This window comes from Rhodococcus sp. 27YEA6 (assembly GCF_044908235.1).
GTDB lineage: Bacteria > Actinomycetota > Actinomycetes > Mycobacteriales > Mycobacteriaceae > Rhodococcus_F > Rhodococcus_F qingshengii.
The window spans coordinates 308,199-327,738 of sequence record NZ_JBIYCY010000003.1 but is presented as its reverse complement, the minus strand read 5'-3'; the positions used below and the strand labels follow the sequence as shown (position 1 = coordinate 327,738).

The 19,540-nt window shown below is 62.8% G+C and carries 21 protein-coding genes; 6 read left to right on the top strand and 15 right to left on the bottom strand.

All coding sequences use genetic code 11. From position 1 onward, the window contains the following. Positions 1-22: 22 nt before the first annotated feature. Both ABH939_RS11815 and ABH939_RS11810 read right to left on the bottom strand, forming a co-directional pair. Complete coding sequence (locus ABH939_RS11815) at positions 23-1,324, bottom strand: TrpB-like pyridoxal phosphate-dependent enzyme (protein WP_003945451.1); 1,302 nt, start codon at positions 1,322-1,324, stop codon at positions 23-25. A 287-nt stretch (positions 1,325-1,611) separates the two neighbouring features. After that, positions 1,612-2,070, bottom strand: a complete 459-nt coding sequence (locus ABH939_RS11810; RefSeq protein ID WP_003945940.1) for a PaaI family thioesterase — start codon at positions 2,068-2,070, stop codon at positions 1,612-1,614. A gap of 85 nt (positions 2,071-2,155) precedes the next feature. Between ABH939_RS11810 and ABH939_RS11805 the strand changes: the two genes are divergently transcribed. From ABH939_RS11805 to ABH939_RS11795, 3 genes are all read left to right on the top strand, one after another. Further along, the gene (locus tag ABH939_RS11805) at positions 2,156-2,731 is read left to right on the top strand and encodes a TetR/AcrR family transcriptional regulator (protein WP_003945856.1); all 576 of its coding nucleotides are present in this window, start codon (positions 2,156-2,158) and stop codon (positions 2,729-2,731) included. 72 nt (positions 2,732-2,803) lie between these two features. After that, positions 2,804-3,307: an SRPBCC family protein gene (locus ABH939_RS11800; RefSeq protein WP_042920475.1), complete on the top strand. Its 504-nt coding sequence runs from the start codon at positions 2,804-2,806 to the stop codon at positions 3,305-3,307. 28 nt (positions 3,308-3,335) lie between these two features. Beyond that, complete coding sequence (locus tag ABH939_RS11795) at positions 3,336-4,586, top strand: NADH:flavin oxidoreductase/NADH oxidase family protein (RefSeq protein ID WP_211921462.1); 1,251 nt, start codon at positions 3,336-3,338, stop codon at positions 4,584-4,586. On the opposite strand, the gene ABH939_RS11790 is transcribed toward ABH939_RS11795, so the two are convergent. Together ABH939_RS11790 and ald are read right to left on the bottom strand one after the other, a co-directional pair. Next, positions 4,587-5,462 carry an aldo/keto reductase gene (locus ABH939_RS11790; protein WP_063315018.1) on the bottom strand — a complete coding sequence of 292 codons (876 nt, stop codon included), beginning with the start codon at positions 5,460-5,462 and terminating at the stop codon, positions 4,587-4,589. It lies immediately after the preceding gene. Positions 5,463-5,545: 83 nt separating this feature from the next. Next, positions 5,546-6,646 (bottom strand): alanine dehydrogenase, encoded by a 1,101-nt coding sequence (gene ald / locus ABH939_RS11785; RefSeq protein ID WP_054188063.1) that lies wholly within the window; start codon positions 6,644-6,646, stop codon positions 5,546-5,548. 109 nt (positions 6,647-6,755) lie between these two features. Here ald and ABH939_RS11780 point away from each other — a divergent pair, with 109 nt between their 5' ends. After that, the gene (locus tag ABH939_RS11780; protein WP_064443115.1) at positions 6,756-7,277 is read left to right on the top strand and encodes an Lrp/AsnC family transcriptional regulator; all 522 of its coding nucleotides are present in this window, start codon (positions 6,756-6,758) and stop codon (positions 7,275-7,277) included. Positions 7,278-7,284: 7 nt separating this feature from the next. Here ABH939_RS11780 and ABH939_RS11775 read toward each other — a convergent pair whose 3' ends face one another. The 3 genes from ABH939_RS11775 to ABH939_RS11765 are packed head-to-tail and all read right to left on the bottom strand — an operon-like array spanning position 7,285 to position 9,674. Beyond that, the gene (locus ABH939_RS11775; RefSeq protein WP_063315016.1) at positions 7,285-8,349 is read right to left on the bottom strand and encodes a maleylacetate reductase; all 1,065 of its coding nucleotides are present in this window, start codon (positions 8,347-8,349) and stop codon (positions 7,285-7,287) included. A gap of 1 nt (position 8,350) precedes the next feature. Beyond that, positions 8,351-9,139: a pirin family protein gene (locus ABH939_RS11770; RefSeq protein ID WP_404649644.1), complete on the bottom strand. Its 789-nt coding sequence runs from the start codon at positions 9,137-9,139 to the stop codon at positions 8,351-8,353. Positions 9,140-9,176: 37 nt separating this feature from the next. Continuing rightward, positions 9,177-9,674 carry a VOC family protein gene (locus ABH939_RS11765; protein ID WP_007734170.1) on the bottom strand — a complete coding sequence of 166 codons (498 nt, stop codon included), beginning with the start codon at positions 9,672-9,674 and terminating at the stop codon, positions 9,177-9,179. A gap of 111 nt (positions 9,675-9,785) precedes the next feature. Between ABH939_RS11765 and ABH939_RS11760 the strand changes: the two genes are divergently transcribed. Both ABH939_RS11760 and ABH939_RS11755 read left to right on the top strand, forming a co-directional pair. After that, positions 9,786-10,256, top strand: coding sequence for a MarR family winged helix-turn-helix transcriptional regulator (locus ABH939_RS11760; protein WP_007734171.1), 471 nt, complete (start codon positions 9,786-9,788; stop codon positions 10,254-10,256). A gap of 62 nt (positions 10,257-10,318) precedes the next feature. After that, entirely contained in the window at positions 10,319-11,137 is an 819-nt protein-coding gene (locus tag ABH939_RS11755) for an HAD family hydrolase (RefSeq protein WP_003945542.1), read from the top strand. Between the two features lies 1 nt (position 11,138). Here ABH939_RS11755 and ABH939_RS11750 read toward each other — a convergent pair whose 3' ends face one another. The 8 genes from ABH939_RS11750 to ABH939_RS11715 form a co-directional block, all read right to left on the bottom strand. Next, entirely contained in the window at positions 11,139-12,026 is an 888-nt protein-coding gene (locus ABH939_RS11750) for an alpha/beta fold hydrolase (RefSeq protein ID WP_003945464.1), read from the bottom strand. Positions 12,027-12,251: 225 nt separating this feature from the next. Then, positions 12,252-12,917, bottom strand: a complete 666-nt coding sequence (locus ABH939_RS11745; RefSeq protein WP_404649643.1) for a hypothetical protein — start codon at positions 12,915-12,917, stop codon at positions 12,252-12,254. Between the two features lie 122 nt (positions 12,918-13,039). Beyond that, the gene (locus ABH939_RS11740) at positions 13,040-13,804 is read right to left on the bottom strand and encodes an SDR family NAD(P)-dependent oxidoreductase (protein ID WP_003945543.1); all 765 of its coding nucleotides are present in this window, start codon (positions 13,802-13,804) and stop codon (positions 13,040-13,042) included. 146 nt (positions 13,805-13,950) lie between these two features. Next, positions 13,951-15,003, bottom strand: a complete 1,053-nt coding sequence (locus ABH939_RS11735; RefSeq protein ID WP_003945931.1) for an acyl-CoA dehydrogenase family protein — start codon at positions 15,001-15,003, stop codon at positions 13,951-13,953. Beyond that, on the bottom strand, positions 15,000-15,965 hold the full coding sequence (locus ABH939_RS11730; RefSeq protein WP_007734178.1) for an acyl-CoA dehydrogenase family protein: 966 nt from the start codon (positions 15,963-15,965) through the stop codon (positions 15,000-15,002). The genes ABH939_RS11735 and ABH939_RS11730 overlap by 4 nt, the downstream gene beginning before the upstream one ends. Continuing rightward, positions 15,962-17,122 (bottom strand): acyl-CoA dehydrogenase family protein, encoded by a 1,161-nt coding sequence (locus ABH939_RS11725; RefSeq protein WP_007734181.1) that lies wholly within the window; start codon positions 17,120-17,122, stop codon positions 15,962-15,964. The genes ABH939_RS11730 and ABH939_RS11725 overlap by 4 nt, the downstream gene beginning before the upstream one ends. Further along, positions 17,122-17,994, bottom strand: coding sequence for an enoyl-CoA hydratase (locus tag ABH939_RS11720; protein ID WP_064688590.1), 873 nt, complete (start codon positions 17,992-17,994; stop codon positions 17,122-17,124). Before ABH939_RS11720 ends, ABH939_RS11725 begins: the two co-directional genes overlap by 1 nt. Further along, positions 17,991-19,532, bottom strand: a complete 1,542-nt coding sequence (locus tag ABH939_RS11715) for a FadD3 family acyl-CoA ligase (protein WP_021332413.1) — start codon at positions 19,530-19,532, stop codon at positions 17,991-17,993. Before ABH939_RS11715 ends, ABH939_RS11720 begins: the two co-directional genes overlap by 4 nt. Between the last annotated feature and the right edge of the window lie 8 nt (positions 19,533-19,540).

Sequence of the window (19,540 nt, the reverse complement as noted above, 5' to 3'; positions counted from 1 at the left end):
CGAGACCACCACACCGACGGCGTCAGACGTAAGGCGAGTACGCCGGAAGATCCAATTGACCGTTGCCGGACAGCCCGATCACGATCACCTCGGGTTCGGTGACGGCACGGGCGTGAGCGATAGCGCCGGCAACCGCGTGGGTTGATTCCGGAGCCGGGATGATTCCTTCGGCGCGGGCGAAAATCAGACCTGCCTGGAGTGCGTCGTCCTGATCGACGGCAATTGCATCCATGAGTCCGAGGTTGACCGCGTGCGAGACCATCGGCGACATGCCGTGGTAGCGGAGGCCACCGGCATGGATGGCCGGCGGTACGAAATCCTTACCCAGAGTGTGCATCTTGAGCAGCGGCGTCAGGCCGGCGACGTCACCGAAGTCGTAGCGGTACTCGCCCTGGGTGAGGGACGGGCATGCCGACGGCTCGCAGGCGACCAGACGAGTCTTGGTGCCTTCGCGAAGGTTTCGTCCCAGGAACGGGAAGGTGAGTCCGGCGAGGTTGGAACCGCCGCCGGCGCAACCGAACACGGTGTCGGGGACGGCGTCGCCGGCTTCTTCGAGCTGGACCATTGCTTCCTGACCAATCACGGTCTGGTGCAGCATGACGTGGTTCAGCACGCTACCGAGTGAGTAGTGCGTGTTCGGATCCTGCGCAGCGACCTCGACGGCCTCACTGATGGCCATACCGAGCGAGCCGGTGGTGTCGGGATGCGACTTCAACAGTGCGCGTCCGGCTTCCGTCAGGTCCGAAGGCGACGGGTGACAGATTCCGCCGTACGCCTCCATCTGGATGCGTCGGTACGGCTTCGAATCGAAGGACGAGCGAACCTGCCATACCTCGACGTCGAGTCCGAGCAGCGCGCCCGCGAACGACAGCGACGCACCCCACTGTCCCGCACCGGTTTCGGTGGTGAGCTTGGTGGTTCCCTCGATTGCGTTGTAGTAAGCCTGCGCGACAGCAGTATTCGGCTTGTGTGAACCGACCGGGCTCACGCCTTCGTACTTGTAGTAGATGCGGGCAGGTGTGCCGAGAGCGCGCTCGAGTCGATGCGCGCGGAACAGGGGAGAGGGCCTCCACATGCCGTAGATCTCGCGAACCGTCTCCGGGATCTCGATGTAGCGCTCGGTTGCGACTTCCTGCGCGATGAGGTTCATCGGGAACAGCGGCGCCAAGTCCTCGGGGCCGAGCGGCTCACGAGTGCCCGGATGCAGGTGCGGGGGAACAGGCTCGGGGAGGTCAGCCGCCAGGTTGTACCAGTGCGTCGGCACTTTCGACGGGATGGAGACGCCCAAAGGCTCGAGCGAACGGTTGAGTGGGGTGGTGGTCAACTAACTCTCCTTCGTGGATTCGGTACCTGATCTTGGCGGTCGTAGCGACGACGCGTACGGCATTTGCCGGATCGGGGATCTTGAGAGGAGCCTGCTGGACCACCCGATATCGGTCCGGGCAGCACGCAGTTGCGGCTGACCGTCAGCGGTCGGGCCACCAGAGGTGCGCAGTGAGCAGGGTCACGAGCCGATCGTACATCGGCACTCGCACCCTGCTCACGTCGGGCGCAGCTACATTCTCGCCATCCTTCGTCGGCTCAGCTACATTCTCGCCATCCTTCGTCGGCTCAGCGAAAAATCATGCACGTCGTGGTTCCATGCGCCACCAACTTGCCGTTCTTGTCCAAGACCTTGCCCTCTGCCGTCGCGGTACGCCCGCCCACGTGAATTACGCTGCCGTGGGCTGTCAGTTCGTCACCGTCGAGAGGCACCGTGCGGATGTAGTTGAGCTTGAGTTCGAGGGTCGTGTAGCCGACGCCGGCCGGAAGCATCGTGTGTACCGCGCAGCCCATGACCGAGTCGAGCAGCGTTGCGCAGATGCCGCCGTGCACAGTGCCGAGCGGGTTGCTGAAATCGGCACGCGGGGTCAGGGCGAAGCTCACCGATCCCTCGTTGACCTCGCGCATCTCCATGCCGAGGAGGCGTCCGATGCTGGGTCGGTCGTTGACCTGCGTTCCCATCCAGCGGAGAAGTTCGAGGCCTGTCATCTGCGCCGGATCGACAGTCGCGGTTGTCTCGTCACTCATTGTTTCATCCCATCACTATGTAGGTCGTCATACATAACGTAGCGTATGAGTCGACAGGTGTACCGACGGCCGAAGGATCTGTGACATGGCAGAGCTGAGCTCACGTGATCGCATGATTCGCAGTGCGGTTGAACTGATCAGCCGCAACGGTGTCGACGCGACGTCCTTCAGCGACGTCATCAAGCACAGCGGCGCACCCCGTGGGTCGATCTACCACCACTTTCCTGGCGGTAAGACCGAGTTGATGGTCGAAGCCGTGCGCGCGGCCGGTGCGATCATCACCAGACGGATCAGCTCGGCTGCGGCTACCGGTTCCACGGCCGACGTGATCGAAGCGGTCGGAGACATCTGGCGACTCAATCTCACACGCTCGGACTTCGCGATCGGCTGCCCGGTGATTGCCGGCGGGTTGGCGCGTGCCAGTGAGCCAGAAGTCGCGGAAGTGTCGGCTGAGGTCATGTTGGGATGGCAGAAGTTGATCGAATCGCAACTCGAAACTGCGGGTTATCCTGCAGTGCAGGCAAAATCGATGGCAAACCTGACGATCACGTCGGTCGAAGGTGCGGTGGCGGTGTGTCAGACGACTCGAAGTATCGAGCCGCTCGAACAGGTCATCGCTTCACTGCAGGGGCTCTCTCGTTCTGAGGCTTGGTCCGGCTGAGCCTTCGGGGGTTGACTTCGGTCGTCAAGTATCCGTAACTTCATGTAACGGCTAATTGGGCAGGAGTAGGCGATGACACATTGGTTCGACCTCGAACCGGTCGGTGTCGATTTCTTCGACACGGCACCGCATATCTTCACGTACTCGATCGACCTCACCGCCGAACCGGATGACGTCTGGGCTGGTCTGACCGCGGACGAACCGCTGTCGTGGTGCCGGCTGCTCACCAAAGTGCACTACACCTCGCCGCGCCCCTACGGCGTCGGCACGCGCCGAATCGCGGAGGTGGGCGGTGGTGCGATGCAGATGCGCGAAAAGTTCATCACCTGGGACGACGAAACGCGTCGGCACTCGTTTTACGTCGAACAGTCCAATGTTCCGCTGTTCCAATCCTTCGCGGAGGACTACCGCGTCGACGAGCTCGCAGTGGGTTCGAGACTGCAGTGGAATTTTGCATTCTCGCCGCGTCCGAAGCTGTCGCTCGCGGTGCGTGGCGGGCTACCGGTCAACTCACTGATCTTCTCGAGCTTCGTGCGCGATACCAAGCGGCACTTCGGTTCTGCGCCACGCCATTGACTTTCTTCCCTTCATACGAGAGGCATCCATGACCACACTCGGAGAATCGTTGACTTTGCCCTGCGGGCAGATCCTGCGGAATCGGACCATGAAAGCTGCGCTCAGCGAGGCTCTGGGTGACCGCACTCATGGACCGTCCACTCGCTTGGAAACGCTGTACGGTCGTTGGGGCAGTGGCGGGTTCGGTTTGCTGATCACCGGCAATGTCATGGTCGATCGATCGCAGATCGCCGAACCGGGCAATGTCGTCGTCGACGACGATCGTGATGCCGAAGCACTGACTGCCTGGGCCAAGACCGCCAAGAACGGCGGCGCCGAGATCTGGATGCAGCTGAACCACCCAGGGCGGCAATCCAACCCGATTGCCAGCAGAGGTAGACCGGTCGCCCCGAGCGCGATCGCGCTGAAGATTCCGGGAATGGCGACGCCGCGAGAACTCTCGACCGCTGAGATCGACGAGATCATCGACAAGTTCGCGGAAACCGCTCGCGTCGCCGAGTCCTCCGGCTTCGGCGGCGTGCAGATACACGCAGCGCACGGTTATCTTGTTGCGCAGTTCCTTTCGCCCTTGTCCAATCAGCGGACGGACGAGTGGGGTGGAGATCCCGAGCGTCGACGACGCTTTCTGCTCGAAATCGTTCGGCGCATACGCTCTGCCGTTGCTCCGGGATTCGCGGTCTCGGTCAAGCTCAACTCGGCTGATTTCCAACGAGGTGGATTCTCGGAAGACGAGTCGCGAGAAGTAGTGCGCGCGTTGACCGAAGAGTCCGTCGATCTCATCGAGATCAGCGGTGGCAGTTATGAATCGCCGGCCATGATGGGTAAAGCGCAGAAGCAGAGCACTCGCGATCGAGAGGCATATTTCCTCGAGTACGCCGAGACAGTCCGAGCGATTGCCGGCGACATTCCCTTGGCGGTCACCGGCGGCTTCCGCTCGCGATCGGCGATGGTCGAGGCACTGGCTTCCGGCGCGTGCGACGTGATCGGCCTCGGCCGGCCGACGATCACGATCCCCGACGCGGCAACCGTTCTCCTGGAATCGGATCGGGAACGATTGACCGTGCCGACTGTTGAGTTCGGAGCGCGGAAGTTGTTGGGGAAGGTTGCCGACATCTCGATGCTCGACGGTGCACTCGACCTGCAGTGGCATACCGATCAGCTGCACCGGATGGGCGACGGAAGCGAGCCGGATCCGGCTCGGCCGTGGTGGAAGACCCTCGGAACGATGGTGAGGCGAAACGGATTCGATGCGCTTCGCCCCACCAAACGAGCGGCTTGATCAGTTCGGTGCACCGATGTTGAGTTCATCGGGATGCGCGCCGACGCGGGTACCGTCGTCGAGCGTATCGATTTCGCTCAGGTCGAGATCGGTGAGTTCGAAGTCGAATACGTCGATGTTCTGAGCGATTCGAGCATCGTGTACGGATTTCGGGATGACGATCAGGCCGTTCTGAAGGTGCCAACGGATCAGGACCTGCGCGGCAGTCTTGCTGTGGCGGTCACCGATTCGAGTGATGATCGGGTCGGTGAGCAGGGTGTTGGGCTTGGACGCCTTACCCCAACCTGCGTTACTGGTACCGCCGAGTGGGCTCCACGATTCGACCTTGATCCCGTGCTCGGCGGCCTTGTCGCGAATGGCCTGCTGCGTGAGGTGCGGGTGCAGTTCCACCTGATCGACTGCGGGCAACAATCCACCGCGTTCGACGAGAAGCTGCAGATGATGCGGCTCGAAGTTGCACACCCCGATTGCCTTGGCGCGGCCCGATTCCGCGATCTTTTCGAGTGCGTCCCACGTGCGGAGGAGTCGGTCGTTGTCCTGCAGAGGCCAGTGGATGAGGTAGAGATCGACGTAGTCGACGCCCAGCTTGTCGATGCTGGTGTCGAAAGCCTTCAACGCCGGCTCGTAGCCCTGATCTGCATTCCACAGCTTCGTGGTGAGGAAGATGTCCTCTCGCGCGACGGACGAGTTGGCGATACCTCGTCCGACGCCCTCTTCGTTTCCATAGGCGGCAGCGGTGTCGATGTGCCGGTAGCCGGCCTCGTCGAGTGCGAACCGTACTGCATGCTCGGTTTCGTCGTTGGTGGCCTGCCAGACTCCGAGGCCGAGTTGCGGGATCGTGGTTCCGGAATTCAGCGTGATGTCAGGAATGCTCATGGATCAAGGCTAGCGATCTCGAGCTGTCCTTGCCTGGGTCAGAGCTGCCTGGGTCAGAGCTGCCTGGGTCAGAGCTGCCTGGGTCAGAGAGTGGTAGCCGAGTACCCATGCGCCGATGCAACACTGTCGGACAGGAGCAGGCCGTCGTGTGTGCTCAGACCTGACCCCAGGCCGGGAACTGTCGCGACCGCGTCCTTCCACCCCTTGTCTGCCAATGCGACGACGTACGGAAGCGTCGCGTTGGTGAGTGCGTAGGTGGACGTACGGGGGACCGCTCCGGGCATGTTCGCAACGCAGTAGAAGACCGAACCGTGAACCTGGTACGTCGGATCGGCGTGCGTGGTCGCGTGTGAATCCTCGAAGCAGCCGCCCTGGTCGATGGCGATGTCGACCAGGACAGAACCCGGCTTCATACGCGCCACCAGGCTGTTGGAGACGAGAGTCGGCGCCTTCGCCCCGGGGACCAGCACTGCGCCGATGACCAGGTCGGCGTCGAGTACTGCCTGTTCGAGTTCGAGGCTGTTGGACGTGATGGTCTTGACCTGGCCGTGGTACAGCTCGTCGATTTCCCGCAGGCGCGCGATCGACAGGTCGAGAACGGTGACGTCGGCCTGCATGCCGTAGGCCACGGCGATGGCGTTCTTGCCGGAGACTCCCGCACCGATCACCACGACCTTGGCGGGGCGCACTCCGGGGACGCCGCCCATCAGAACTCCGCGTCCGCCGCCGTGACGCATCAAGTGATAGGCGCCCGCCTGCGGTGCCAGGCGTCCGGCTACTTCACTCATCGGGGCGAGGAGGGGCAGTGAACCGTCGGAACCGACAACTGTTTCGTAGGCGATGGAGGTGGTCTTCGACGTCAGGAGCGCGTCGGTGCATTCCTTCGACGCCGCCAGGTGCAGGTAGGTGAAGAGAACCTGATCCTTACGGAGTCGCGAATACTCCTCTGCAATAGGTTCTTTGACCTTCAGGAGTAGATCTGCGTCCGTCCAGACCTGATCGGCAGATCCGAGGATCTGCGCGCCCGCGGCCTTGAAATCCTCGTCACTGAACGAGGAGCCGACGCCTGCACCCGTTTCGATGACGACTTCGTGTCCTCGGCCGACCAGTTCGTGGACGCCTGCTGGGCTGATGGCCACGCGGTACTCGTGGTTTTTGATCTCGCGGGGGATTCCGACCTTCATGACACGGCTCCGAACTGAGTCTGTTGTTTCTTCGAATGGCAGGTGCCAAGCATGAAGTTTCGTCGCCAGATAGTGAAGAGAAGTGAAGATAATTCTCTACGCTGTATGTATGGTGCGTGAAAGTTCAAAAATCGGTATTCAGACGGCTGCCTCGCCGAAGCATGTTCGGGCAGCAATGAAGTTGGACGAGATCGACCGGGTTCTGCTCGAAGAGCTGGTGAAGGATGCGAGGATTCCGAACAATGCGCTGGCCGCGATCGCGGGAATTGCGCCGTCGACATGCCTCGGACGTGTGCGCGCCTTGGTGGACAACGGCGTGATCAGGGGATTCCATGCGGACATCGACCCCGCCGCTCTCGGAATGGATCTGCAGGCGATGATCGCAGTTCGACTGCAGGCCAACGCACGGTCGCACCTCAGCCGGCTCGGCGACGATTTCGCCAAGCTGGACTCGGTGCTCAACGTGTACTTCGTTGCCGGTGTCGACGACTACATGCTGCACGTCGCAACGACGGATTCGGCGCAGTTGCGTGACTTCGTTGTCAACAATCTCTCGGCGCATCCGGCGGTTGCTGCGACCGAGACGATTCTGATCTTCGAACATGTCAGGCCGCGAGGCGGTACTGCCTGATTCGTTCTCACCTGATGGCGGGTCGACGCCCGGACCAGGCGTTCTCGAGGAGTTCGCTCAGGCCTGCCGGGGTGATCTCACGCGGGTTCGGATAAGCGGCGGCGTTCGCGAGTTCGACTGCACGGCCGATCTGATCGTGACTCATTCCCACCTCTCGCAGAGAGGTCGGTCCGCCGCACGAGGTGACGAGGTCGAAAACGCCGGTGGCGGCGTCGGATACACCCAAGGCAGTCGCTATTCGAGACATGACTTCCGGGACGCCAGGCGCGTTGAACGCCATTGCCTGGGGAAGGACAACGGTGTGGGTGGGAGCATGCGGCAAACCGAAGCTGCCACCGAGGGTGTGGCATAACTTGTGATGAAGCCCCATACCGACCGTGCCCAAGCAGGTTCCGGCCAACCAGGCTGCTTGCAGTAGTTCGGCCCTACCTTCCAGATTTTTCGGATCATCGACAATGCTCGGCAGCGCACGGGCGATCCCGGAGATCGCCTCGATCGCCATCAAGTCCGTGATCGGGTTGGACTCGGTGGAGTACAACGCTTCAACCGCATGCGCCATCGCGTTGACGGCGCTGGTGACGGTGGTATCCAGCGGCAGATCGAGAGTGAGGTCGACGTCGTAGATGACGGTTTCCGGTCGGATGTGGGGAGAGGAGCGAGTTGTCTTGCGTCCGTTCTCTGTTTCACCCAACACCGGAGTGACTTCTGATCCCGCGTACGTTGTCGGAACGACGATCTGATCGAACCCCGCTCGTAGTGCCAATGCCTTGGACAACCCGGTTGCCGAACCGCCGCCGATCGCGACGACCGTGTCGACGTGATGGTTCTCGGCAAGTCTCAGCGCGGCTGTCGTGACTTCGATCGGAGTATGCATCAAAGCGCCGTCGAAGCGGGCCACCGCCATGTCGCCGAGAGATTCGGTCACGGCGGCGGCAACCGCGTCGAGTCGACGACTTGCCAGCACCATCACTCGGCTACGGCCGAGCCGCCGCACTTCTTCGGCGATCGTATCGATCATCCCTTGGCCGAAGACAATTCGAGCCGGTGAAGCGTCGTACGAGAAGGGCTTCACGTCATCCCTGCGAAACGGTGGCGTGCATTTCCCAGACGATGACCTCTGCCCCGGTATCGGAGCTGATCTGCTGACCTCCGCCGCCGGACACGCGTACCGCGTCACCTTGTTCGAGCACTCCGACGCCTTCCATGGCGGCCTGACCGTCGGCGACAAAAACGTGCAGGAACGGTGCGTCCGGCAGGGTCACGGGCTGTCCGGGTTGCAGACGCGCAACGTGCATCGCGGCGTACTTGTTCTTAATCCGGATTGCCGAGTGATCGGCGTACGCGTCCATGCCGGAGGCGACGGGAACCAGTCCACCGGCAAGCAATTCGGCGTCGATCTCCAACTGCTCGTAGCCGGGGGTGATTCCGGCTTCGTCGGGGATGACCCACATCTGGATGAAGTGAACCGGGTCGCTGTGCTTGTCGGAATGCGCACCCGCCACGTCACCGAGTCGCCACGAATCGTTCTTCTCCGAATGCAGGATGCCCGTTCCGGCGCTCATCCGCTGGGCTAGACCGGGGTAGATGACACCCGAATGACCCATCGAATCCTGATGTACGAGAGAACCTCTCAGTACCCAGGTGACGATCTCCATGTCCTGGTGGGGATGGGTGTCGAATCCCATTCCCGGCGTGACGATGTCGTCGTTGTTCACCAGAAGAAGACCGTGGTGAGTGTTCTTCGGGTTGTAGTGATTGCTGAACGAGAACGAGTGCTTCGAGTCCAGCCAGCCGGCATTGGACTTGAAGCGATCCCCGGATCGACGGATATCGAGGTTCGGCTGCGACAGAGTGGAGGTCATGGTGTGCCTTCCGAATGGTATGGGGGAGAGCAAGTTTTCAGAGGACGTGATTGCCGTACATCTCACCGAGTGGGTCTGCGATCAGTTCGAGTCGAGCGCCGTCGGGATCGCGGAAGTACAGCGAAACCTCACTGTGCTCGATCAGTTCGACGCCGGCCTCGGTCAGTCTGGTACGTAGCTTCGCCCACTTGGCGGGTTCGACGCTGATCGCGATGTGGTGGAGGCCGCCGAGTACTTCTTGGTACGGGCCCACGTCGAGACCCGGGAAGTCGAAGAACGCCAGAAGGTTGCCATTGCCGATGTCGAAGAAGAAGTGCGACGACCCGGGATAGTCACGGTTCTCGATCAACTCGGTGAGTGGGAATCCGAGGAGATCCTGGTAGAACTTCACGGTTCGTTCGACGTCACTGCTGATCAGGGCCGTATGGTGCAGGCCGCGTGCGGTCGATGCGGGTCGTTTGTCGGCGGGGAGCAGATGTCGATCCCTGATCTCGGCCCGGCGTTCCTCGAACTGCACTGCGTTGTTGTCGCTCATAGCGCCCGCCTCTCGGTTGAACCTTCTCTTCGAACAGGTAGTTGACTGATCAACTACATTGAGAATAGATCATTTGATTTCGTTGTCAACTACTTCGGATATGCTGGTGTCATGGAATCGACGCGGTGGTTGAGCGACTCGGAGCAAACGGCCTGGCGGGCTTACCTGGACTCGACCCGACTGCTCCAGCGTGTTCTCGATCAGCAGTTGGTGCGAGACTCCGACATTTCCTTCACCGATTTCGAACTGCTGGTCGCTCTCGCCGAAGCGCCCGGCCGGCAACTGCGCATGAGTGAGCTCGCCGACGCTGTGATGGCTACCCGAAGTGGTGTGACCAGGGCCGTCAATCGGCTGGTCGGTGCCGGGTGGGTGCGCCGGGTCGAGTGTGTCGACGACAAGAGGGGCGCTAATGCGGAGCTGACCGACTCGGGTGCCGAGAAATTGGCGTCGGCAAGCCCGGCGCACGTGGCCGCTGTACGGGAGAGCATGTTCGACCTGCTGAGCCCGCGAGATGTCGAGCGGCTGGGTGTGGTCTTCGGTGAGATGCGTCGGCACCTTCTCGAGGCCCAAGCAAGTAATTGACAGAGCAACGGCCCATGTCACGTAGTTGGTGAGGGCTGCGAACGGACTGCCATCATTGTCTGGTGACCCGTATTCGTATGTTCGCAACCGACCTCGACGGCACCCTGCTGCGCTCCGACCGAACGATTTCGGCGCGCACCGCGCAGGCCATGGAGAACGCGCGGCTCGCGGGGATCGAAGTTGTGTGGGCGACGGCCCGGGCCAGGCATTCGGTACACACGTTGGCGAGCTCGTGCGGATTTCGCGGTAAAGCTGTGTGTGCCAACGGAGCTGTCATTCTCGACCTGGCGGACGGGACTCCGGAGATCGTCGACACCGTTTCGATCGAAACATCTTTGGCTGCAACAGCTATGGAGCAGGTTCGTGCTCTGATTCCTGGCGTCGTGTTCGCGAACGTCGGACCCACGCAGTTCTTTGCCGAGCCGGAGTATGCCGCTCTGTGCGAGTTCGCGGACCATCACCGGCACCTGCACGAGATGGTGCTCGCCGATACGCTGCCGCTGGACGTGGAGCCGATGGTCAAGATCGTGGCCCGGCATGCCGAGGTTCCCAGCGCCGACCTGTACCGAACTGCGGTCGCTGCGGGCATCGAGGGTGTGGAGTTGACCCACTCCGGGGCTCCGTACATGGAAATGGCTGCAGCGGGCGTCTCGAAGGCCAGCGCTCTCGCGCAGTTGTGCGCGATCGACGGCATCGACGCGTCGGAAGTTGCCGCGGCCGGTGACGCCTTCAACGACGTTGCGATGCTGACCTGGGCCGGAACGGCTCTGGCGCCCGCCAACGCCAGAGCCGAGGTCATCGAGCTCGCCGACCGAATTTTGCCCACGAACGACGAGGACGGGGTGGCGAGCTACCTCGAAGAGCTGGTTGCGGGGAGCTAGTTCAGCTGCTGACGGCCTTGGGTCCGGTGCCGATACCGACTCCGCAGTCCGTCATGAATTCGGAGAAGACACGGTCGAAGCGATCCGGATAGTCAAGGTGCGGGAAATGCCCGGCGCGCTTGAATATCTCCACCCGCCCCAGCGGTAGTTCGGCGCGAGCATTCTCGGTGTGGGCGTTGGGGATGATGGTGTCTTCCTCGCCCCACACCAGTAGTGCCTGCAGGTTCTTGAAGTTGGCGAAATGCGGAGTGGCATTGACGGTTTGGCCGTTGTAGTTGATGACTGATCGCGCGGTCGCCAGAAATGCCTGACGTGTCGACGCGTCCGATACCGAAGCAAAGCTCTTACGGGCCTCACTCGCGCTGGCACCGAGCTTGAACAGGCCGATCTTGTTGAAAAGTCCGAGCGCTTTGTCCGTCACGTCGGTCAGCGTCCTGGACGCGAGAACGGGAAGTACCAGTTCGCTGCCGGGCAGAGTCGCCGCGCGCAGGAGTGGGCTCACCTCGGGGCCGAGTCCGCCGCTGGCCACCAGGCACAGCCGCTCCACCCGGTCGGGGAACAGGTACAGCGTCTGCATCGCGATCCCACCACCGAGGGAGTGACCGACGAGGGTGGCCGACGGAATATCGAGGGCTTCGAGGAGGTCGCGAACGGTGGCGGCGTGAGCACTGAGTGAATAGTCGCCGGCAGGCTTGTCCGACGCACCATGTCCGAAGAGATCAGGGGCGATCACGCGGTAATGACGCGAGAGCGTCTCGATCTGCGGCTCCCAATTGGAGTGCGCGCCCAGTAGGCCGTGAATGAGCACCACAACGGGGCCACTGCCTTGGTCGACGTACTTGAGCTGGTCGCCGTGCAATACAACCGTCTGTAATTGGTCGGTTGCCATGATTGAACCTTTCGGAGCCGCCAGTGTCTGTGGCTGCTCGCGTGTTGTCGGACCGCACCCGCCCCGACGCGGATCCACGGGTATTTGTGACCGGGAGTAACCCCAGTTCCCTCAGTATGCCCACCGAGGGGCCCGATGTCGTCGCCATCGGGCGTGTTGTGACGAACCGTGAGCCGTCGGCTGAGGGGAGACGTACAACTCACCGCCGCGTGTCGGCGCCGCTGATCAGGCGAAATCGACCAGTTTGCCGAAAGTGAGGTTGATGTCCCACGGTGTGACGCCCCACGTCTCGATCGCTGATACCGCGAAGATTCCGGCAGCCTCGATGGTGTCCTGTGAGGCTGGTGCCGAAACGGAAACGCCGGTTTGTCCGCTCGGAACCTCCGGCCAGACGCCGGTTCCGGCGGGCGCGGGGGTGGCCTCCATGACCGCGTTGGCCAGTCCCGATTCGTCGACGGTCGTGAAGAGGCAGTTCGGCTCGTGCGGAGAATCCCACCCGCCGAGTTCCGCGAGCCAGAATTCGCCACGTCCAGCAGCGGAGATCGCGACCGACGCGAGTACCGATTCGAGATCTTCCCAAGCGTCGGACGTCGGGGCCGACGCCTCGGTGAGCTTGAACGGTGCGGCAAGTGCAGTGCTGTCAGGGGAAGCGAAGCGCGGCTGCACAGTGAGGGCCTGGGTCTGGGTATCCAGAAACGCAACCTCTCGGAACTTGTTGTCCGGCAGGGTCGTACGGGCTACGAGACCGCGTCCCAACAGTGCGCCGAGCGCCGCGGGATCGTCGACGCTCCACAAGCGGGTCTCGTCCTCGGACCACGTGCGAATCATTCCGCCGACGACGGGACTGATCAGCACGGGCTCGAGGTTCGTACTGCCTGTTGATTCGCTCACCGCTGGCTCCCCACCGCACTCCGTACCGCCGGACTGGTTCCCGGCGGCCAGTTAAGTATGCCGCCTCGCTGCTGTGCGCCTTTATTAACCGCCGGGGGTTAATAAAGGCGCACAGCAAGTGGTCACATATGCGTGCCGCCGTCGATGCGGATTTCCGTTCCGGTGACAAACGAGCCGTCCTCGGAAGCGAGCATCGCGATCACGCCGGCGACCGCGGACGGGGGCGCGAAACCCTCACCGATTGCCGGCGCCAGCTTGCCGAGCAGCGTGAAGTCGATGTCGGCCGGGAATCCAGGATCGGAGGTCATGCCCGAAGCGATGCTGCCGGGTGCGACGGCCACGGCGCGAAGGCCCTGCTTGCTGTACTCGAGTGCAAGAGCGTGCGTGAAGGATTGGATTCCGCCCTTCGACGCTGCATATGCCGTCATATATGGGTGGGCGAAGGTGGCCGACGTGGAACTGAAGTTGACCACGACGCCTGCCCCGCTTTCGAGCAGTGCCGGCAGGGACTCCCTCGTCATGAGGAAAGTTCCGGTGAGGTTGACCCCGATGACGGTGTTCCAGAAATCGAGTGTCATCTCGTGGGTGTGCGCGGAGCGCAGAATGCCCGCCGCGTTGACCAGCACGTCGAGCCCGCCCAGAGCCTTGATCGCAGCGCCGACCTGTTCGCGAACAGACTCTTCGCTGGAGATGTCGACCTTCACCGTGGTCAGGCGATCGGAATGGCCTGCGTCCTTCGCTGCGTTCAGCGTCTGTTCGAGGCCGGTCTCGGAAATGTCGGCGGCGACGACGGTGCCACCTTCTGCCAGGATGCGGGCAACGGTGGCCTGGCCGATTCCGGATCCTGCGCCGCTGATGAGGACGCGCTTGTCGTCGAATCGATTCACGAGAAAACTCCGGTCTGTGGGATGGACAGCTGTCTGGTGACCGATTCTGCGCGATCCAGAGCTATTAATCTGCTGGGCATTCCACTGACTGGGCACCAGTGGTGCTTGTTCGCTCGCAATCCCGAGCGAACAAGCACCGACGTCTCCTAGAGGCCCGCTGCCTGCGCGAGGCTCGGCAGGTAGGTGCTCGGCTGACCGAAAAGCTGAGCGCTGCCGTGTGCACGCTTGAAGTACAGCTGAGCGTCGTGCTCCCAGGTGATCGCGATTCCGCCGTGCAACTGAACCGCTTCGGAGGTGATCTGCTGCAAGGCTTCCGAGCAGTAGACCTTCGCCACTGCCGCGTCGTCCGCCGACTGCGTCGCCACGGCGGCGTACGTCATCGACCGCGCCGTCTCGACCAACGTGTACATGTCGGCCATCCGATGCTTGAGGGCCTGGAAAGAACCGATCGCGCGACCGAACTGCTTGCGCGACTTGGTGTATTCCACGGTCTGTTCGACGATCGCTGCTGCCGCTCCGACCTGTTCAGCAGACAAGGCGATCAGAACGACGGTTCGGATCCGATCGACCAGATCTTCGGACCACTCCAGTGGCCGACCACGAACACCGGAGAACGTGACCTCCGCCAGCGTTCGCGTCGGATCCATGGTGGGGACGCGTCGGCGGGAGACGCCTTCGGCCGCTGGATCCACTTCGTAGAACCCGTCGGCCGTGAGAACGAGCAGGGTGTCTGCGACGTGTCCGTCGAGGACGTACGACGCCGTACCGGTCAACGCGTCTTCGGTTGCCTCGACGCCGAAGGTGCTCCAACCCGCGGCACCTGCCCAGCACAGAGCGAGCGTGCTCTCGCCGGACGCGACACCGGGCAGCAGTCGCGAGCATGCGTCGTTGTCACCGGAAAGCAGCAGTGCCTGTGCGGCAAGAATCGCCGAACCCAGCATCGGTGACGGGGTCAGCGTGCGGCCCAATTCCTCCTGGACCACGTGTACTTCGCCCAAACCTGCTCCGACGCCGTCGAACTCCTCCGGAATCGCCAACGCGGCGACGCCGATCTGCTCGCACAGCTTGCTCCACAAAGCGGCGTCGTAGCCGATCTCTGTGGTGATGGCGGCGCGGACGGCAGCGGAGTCGGAATGCTTGCTCAGGAGATCGCGTACCGATGCGCGCAATGCTGCCTGGTCTTCGGTGTCGATGCTCATGATGCAACCAGCGCTTCGACGACGCGTGCGCGATGCTCGGACGGTGTGCCCCACGCGGTGAGCAGCGCCCGTACCTTGGTGAGCCACAAGGAGAGATCGTGTTCCATCGTGTAGCCGATGGCGCCGTGAACCTGGAGTCCGACGCGAGCGGCCTTGTACGCAGCATCCCCGCACGCGACCTTGGCCGCAGAGATGTCACGCGAGGCGTCGGCCGACTGATCGCGAACCGACAGTGCGGCGCCGTGCAGCAGGGGGCGAGCCATCTCGAGGGAGACGGCAACCTCGGCCAGGTGGTGCTTCATGGCCTGGAACTGTCCGATGACCTTGCCGAACTGCTTGCGCTGCTTCGCGTATTCGGTGGTGACCTCGAGCAGTGTCTGTCCCAGGCCCTGCAACTGCGCGGCAGTGGCAAGAGCGCCCATGTCGAAGGCGGCCGAGAAGTCGGCGGAGCCCAGTGATTCGCCGGCGGAAACCTCGTAGAGCTTGCGGGAGAGATCCACTGATGCCTTGGCTTCGCCAGGGACGCCGAGTGATACGGCACCGTCCTGCGCTAGCAGAACCAGATCCACCGCATCGGCGTCGAGCGCGAACGGTGTGCGCGGGGGAGCTGCGACGGTTGCCAGCGAACCCTCGGCGAGAGCAGAGAGACGTTCCGGTGCAACGGAAGCCAGGAGCGTCGGCGCCACGGCGATCGTTTCGACGACCGGTCCGGGTACTGCGTGCCGACCGAGCTGTTCGAGCGCAACGACCAGGTCGACGGCGTCGGCGCCGAGTCCGTCGTGCTCTTCGGAGATGACGAGACCGTTGACGCCGGTCTCGGCGAGGCGCTGCCAGAGCTTCTTGCCCGGCTCGGTGTCACCGTCGTTCCACGAACGGATGACGGCGGGCATGTCGGACTTGGTCAGCAGCGCATCGATGCTTGCAGCGAAGTCCTGGTGGGAGGAGTCGAGCGCGAATCTCATCGGTCCGCCTTCGGTAGGCCGAGCAGACGCTCAGCGATGACGTTTTTCTGAATCTCGTTGGTGCCTGCGTAGATCGGGCCGGACAGGGAGAACAGGTATCCGTCCATCCAGTTGTCGGCCAACTCGGCTTCAGGGCCCTGAAGTTCGAGAGCAGTCTCGTGGGTGGCGATATCCCACTCGGACCAGAAGACCTTGTTGATCGAGGACTCGGCGCCGAGCTGTCCACCGTCGGCCAGACGGGTGACGGTGCCGAATGTGTTGAGTTGGTAAGCGCGAGCGCCGATCCAGGCGTCGGCGACCTGGTTGCGCAGAGCGCTGTCGTCGGTGCGTCCGCTGGACTTGTACAGCTCGAGCAGGCGGTCGACGGTGGCGAGAAAGCGGCCGGGGCTGCGCAGCGAGAGACCACGCTCGTTGCTCGCGGTGCTCATCGCGACCCGCCAACCTTCGTTGACGTTTCCGATCACACCCGACTCACCTGGGTTGGCCGGGTCGTCCGGAACGAAGACGTCTTCGAGGAAGATCTCGGCGAAGCCGGGCTCACCGTCGAGCTGATCGATCGGGCGAACGGTGACACCCTTCGACCGGAGGTCGAACATGAAATACGTGATGCCCTTGTGGCGCTGCGCATCCGGATCGGAGCGGAACAAGCCGAAGCCCCAGTCGGCGTAACTCGCGCGTGAGCTCCACGTCTTCTGACCGTTGAGCAGCCAGCCGCCGTCGACCTTCTTCGCACTCGAACGCAGGCTTGCGAGGTCGGAACCGGACTCGGGCTCGGACCAGGCCTGGGCCCAGATGTCGTCGGCACGAGCCATGCGCGGCATGATGCGAGCCAACTGCTCGGCATTTGCATGCTCGAACAGTGTGGGAGCCAACAAGAAGATACCGTTCTGGCTTACGCGGCCGGGCGCGCCCGAGCGGTAGTACTCCTCCTCGAAGATGACCCATTCGAGCAGGGACGCATCGCGTCCGCCGAGTTCCTTGGGCCAGGAGACGACGGCGTAGCCGGCGTCGGCGAGTGTGTGCTCCCACTGACGGTGCTCTTCGAAGCCTTCGGCGGTATCCATCGACTTCAGGGGAGTCGCGGGTACATTCGCTTCCAGGAACGAGCGAACCTCGTCACGGAATGCGGTTGTGGCGTCGTCGAATACGAGATCCACTATTTTGTTCCTTCCTGCGGTGCGCGAGCACTGGCAGCCATAGCTTTGGCGTCGAGACCACCAAGCGAGTCTTTGCCGACTTCGGCGTTGTGAGCGTGAGCGAAGTGATGCAGACCGAAGACGGAGTCGATGCCGTTGCGCATCCCCATCTGATCCTCGCACTGATTGACGGCCTTCTTGGTCAAAGCCAGTCCGAAGCGCGGCATCTCGGCGATACGTCCGGCGAGCTCGAACGTCTCCTTCTCGAGATGCTTGCGGGCGACGACGCGGTTCACCATGCCGATTTCGTATGCACGTTGCGCGGTGAACCGATCGCCGGTGAAGAGCATTTCCTTGGCGAATCGTGAACCGACCATCCACGGGTGCGCGAAGTATTCGACGCCGGGGATGCCCATGCGGACAACGGGATCGGAGAAGAAGGCGTCGTCGGCCGCGACGATCATGTCGCAGACCCAGGCGAGCATGAGCCCACCGGCAATGCAGGCGCCTTGGACCATCGCGATGGTGGGCTTGGGGATCTCCCGCCAACGGCGGCACATGCCCAGGTAGACCTCCATCTCGCGGGCGAAACGCTGGTCACCGCCTGGCTTGTCGACGTGATCCCACCACATGGTGGCCTTGTTCTCGTACTCGACGTGATGGTCGCGTCCCGGAGTTCCCAGGTCGTGTCCGGCGCTGAAGTGAGGTCCGTTGCCTGCCAGGACGATCACCTTCACGTCGTCGTCCTCGACGGCGCGCTGGAATGCCGCGTCGAGGGCGTACGTGACCACCGAGTTCTGGGCGTTGCGGTAGTCGGGTCGATTCAAGGTCACGACGGCGACCGAGTCACGAACCTCGTAGGTCACGACGTCGGCTTCGAAGGGAACGGTCATGATTGTTCCTCGCGCAGAACCGTTTTGAGGACCTTGCCCGAAGGGTTACGGGGCAGGTGATCTACGAAGCGCACCTCGCGGGGCACCTTGAAGCCTGCGATCTTCTCCTTGAGGAAGGCGATTACCGACTCTTCGGTGAGGCCGGCACCGTCGAGTTGGGCGATGTAGACGCGGCCCACCTCTCCCATCCGGTGATCGGGGATGCCGATGGCAGCAGACTCGTGGACGCCGGGCAGGCGAGCCAACATGCCCTCGATCTCGGCGGGGTAGACGTTGAATCCGCCGCTGACGTACATGTCTTTCAGACGGTCGGTGATGTCGAGATATCCGCGCTCGTCGAGGGTTCCGACGTCTCCGGTGTGCAGCCAGCCGTCGACGTCGATTGCCTTGGCGGTGGATTCCGGGTCGTCGAGGTACCCGAGCATGACGTTCGGTCCGCGAAGCAGGATCTCGCCTTGGTCGCCGATCTTGACCTCGAAATCGGCTGTCGCGCGGCCGGAACTGGTGGAGACGGTGACCGGGTCGTCGTCGGTGCGGCACATGGTCGCAACCACTGCCTCGGTCAAACCGTATGCCGTGAGGACGGCGTCGAAAAGCTCTGCTTGCATGCGCTCGACGAGAGCAACCGGCACGGGTGCTGCGCCCGTGATCGCGATGCGGAGCGAGGACAGGTCGTATTCGCTGCGGCGGGGATGATCGAGGATGGTCTGGTAGATCGTCGGGGCGCCAGGCAGGATGCTGATCTTCTCGCTGCTGACCAATGCGAGGGTGTCGTCGATGTTGAAGACGGACACCGGCACGATCGTCGCACCGTTCAACAGGCAGACCAGGATTCCGGCCTTGTACCCGAAGGTGTGGAAGAACGGGCTGATGATGAGGAAGTTGTCGTCGGCGGTGACCTCGGCGCATTCACCCCACGACTTGGCGACAGCGATGGACTGACGATGCGCGGTGATCGCACCCTTGCTGCGCCCCGTGGTGCCGGAGGTGAAGAGGATGTCGCTGACGTCGTCTGGCTGCACCTTCGCAGCACGCGCGTCGGCTTCGGTGCGGGCGGCGTCGGTGGCGAGCGCGAGGAAGTCCTCGAACTCGATGACGCCGTCACGGTCGTCGTCCCCGTCGATCGGTACCTGGATGACGGTGGGGATCCTCAGGTCCGGATTGGCGTCGAGCAACTGCTGGTACCGGTCGGCCTTGAGGAACGTGCCGACGACCACCAGGGCAGCTGCGTCGACGCGCTCGATGATGTCGAGTGCTTCGGTGCCGGTGTAGCGCGTGTTGATCGGGATGATGGCTGCGCCGGCGTACTGAGCGCCGAGCAGGGCGATCACCCAGTGGTATGTGTTGGGCGCCCAGATGACGACGCGGTCGCCTGCCTTCACCCCACGGTTGATCAGTGCGCCGGCGAAATCGCGGACGCGCTGATGTAGCTGTGCGAAGGTCAGTCGGGTGTCGCCATCGGCGATAGCCGCGCGCTCACCGAACTCCTCGGCGGCCCGGATGAGGGCTGATGGGATGGTTCTCGGTTGTTCGGTCACTGGACTCC

Coding starts and splice junctions, on each gene's coding strand:
- ABH939_RS11735 (WP_003945931.1), bottom strand. CDS start 15,003: ATGAGCATCGACACCGAAGACCAGGCAGCATTGCGCGCATCGGTACGC.
- ABH939_RS11810 (WP_003945940.1), bottom strand. CDS start 2,070: ATGAGTGACGAGACAACCGCGACTGTCGATCCGGCGCAGATGACAGGC.
- ABH939_RS11795 (WP_211921462.1), top strand. CDS start 3,336: ATGACCACACTCGGAGAATCGTTGACTTTGCCCTGCGGGCAGATCCTG.
- ald (WP_054188063.1), bottom strand. CDS start 6,646: ATGAAGGTCGGAATCCCCCGCGAGATCAAAAACCACGAGTACCGCGTG.
- ABH939_RS11770 (WP_404649644.1), bottom strand. CDS start 9,139: ATGACCTCCACTCTGTCGCAGCCGAACCTCGATATCCGTCGATCCGGG.
- ABH939_RS11720 (WP_064688590.1), bottom strand. CDS start 17,994: ATGACCGTTCCCTTCGAAGCCGACGTCGTGACCTACGAGGTTCGTGAC.
- ABH939_RS11765 (WP_007734170.1), bottom strand. CDS start 9,674: ATGAGCGACAACAACGCAGTGCAGTTCGAGGAACGCCGGGCCGAGATC.
- ABH939_RS11800 (WP_042920475.1), top strand. CDS start 2,804: ATGACACATTGGTTCGACCTCGAACCGGTCGGTGTCGATTTCTTCGAC.
- ABH939_RS11730 (WP_007734178.1), bottom strand. CDS start 15,965: ATGAGATTCGCGCTCGACTCCTCCCACCAGGACTTCGCTGCAAGCATC.
- ABH939_RS11805 (WP_003945856.1), top strand. CDS start 2,156: ATGGCAGAGCTGAGCTCACGTGATCGCATGATTCGCAGTGCGGTTGAA.
- ABH939_RS11790 (WP_063315018.1), bottom strand. CDS start 5,462: ATGAGCATTCCTGACATCACGCTGAATTCCGGAACCACGATCCCGCAA.
- ABH939_RS11760 (WP_007734171.1), top strand. CDS start 9,786: ATGGAATCGACGCGGTGGTTGAGCGACTCGGAGCAAACGGCCTGGCGG.
- ABH939_RS11780 (WP_064443115.1), top strand. CDS start 6,756: ATGGTGCGTGAAAGTTCAAAAATCGGTATTCAGACGGCTGCCTCGCCG.
- ABH939_RS11750 (WP_003945464.1), bottom strand. CDS start 12,026: ATGGCAACCGACCAATTACAGACGGTTGTATTGCACGGCGACCAGCTC.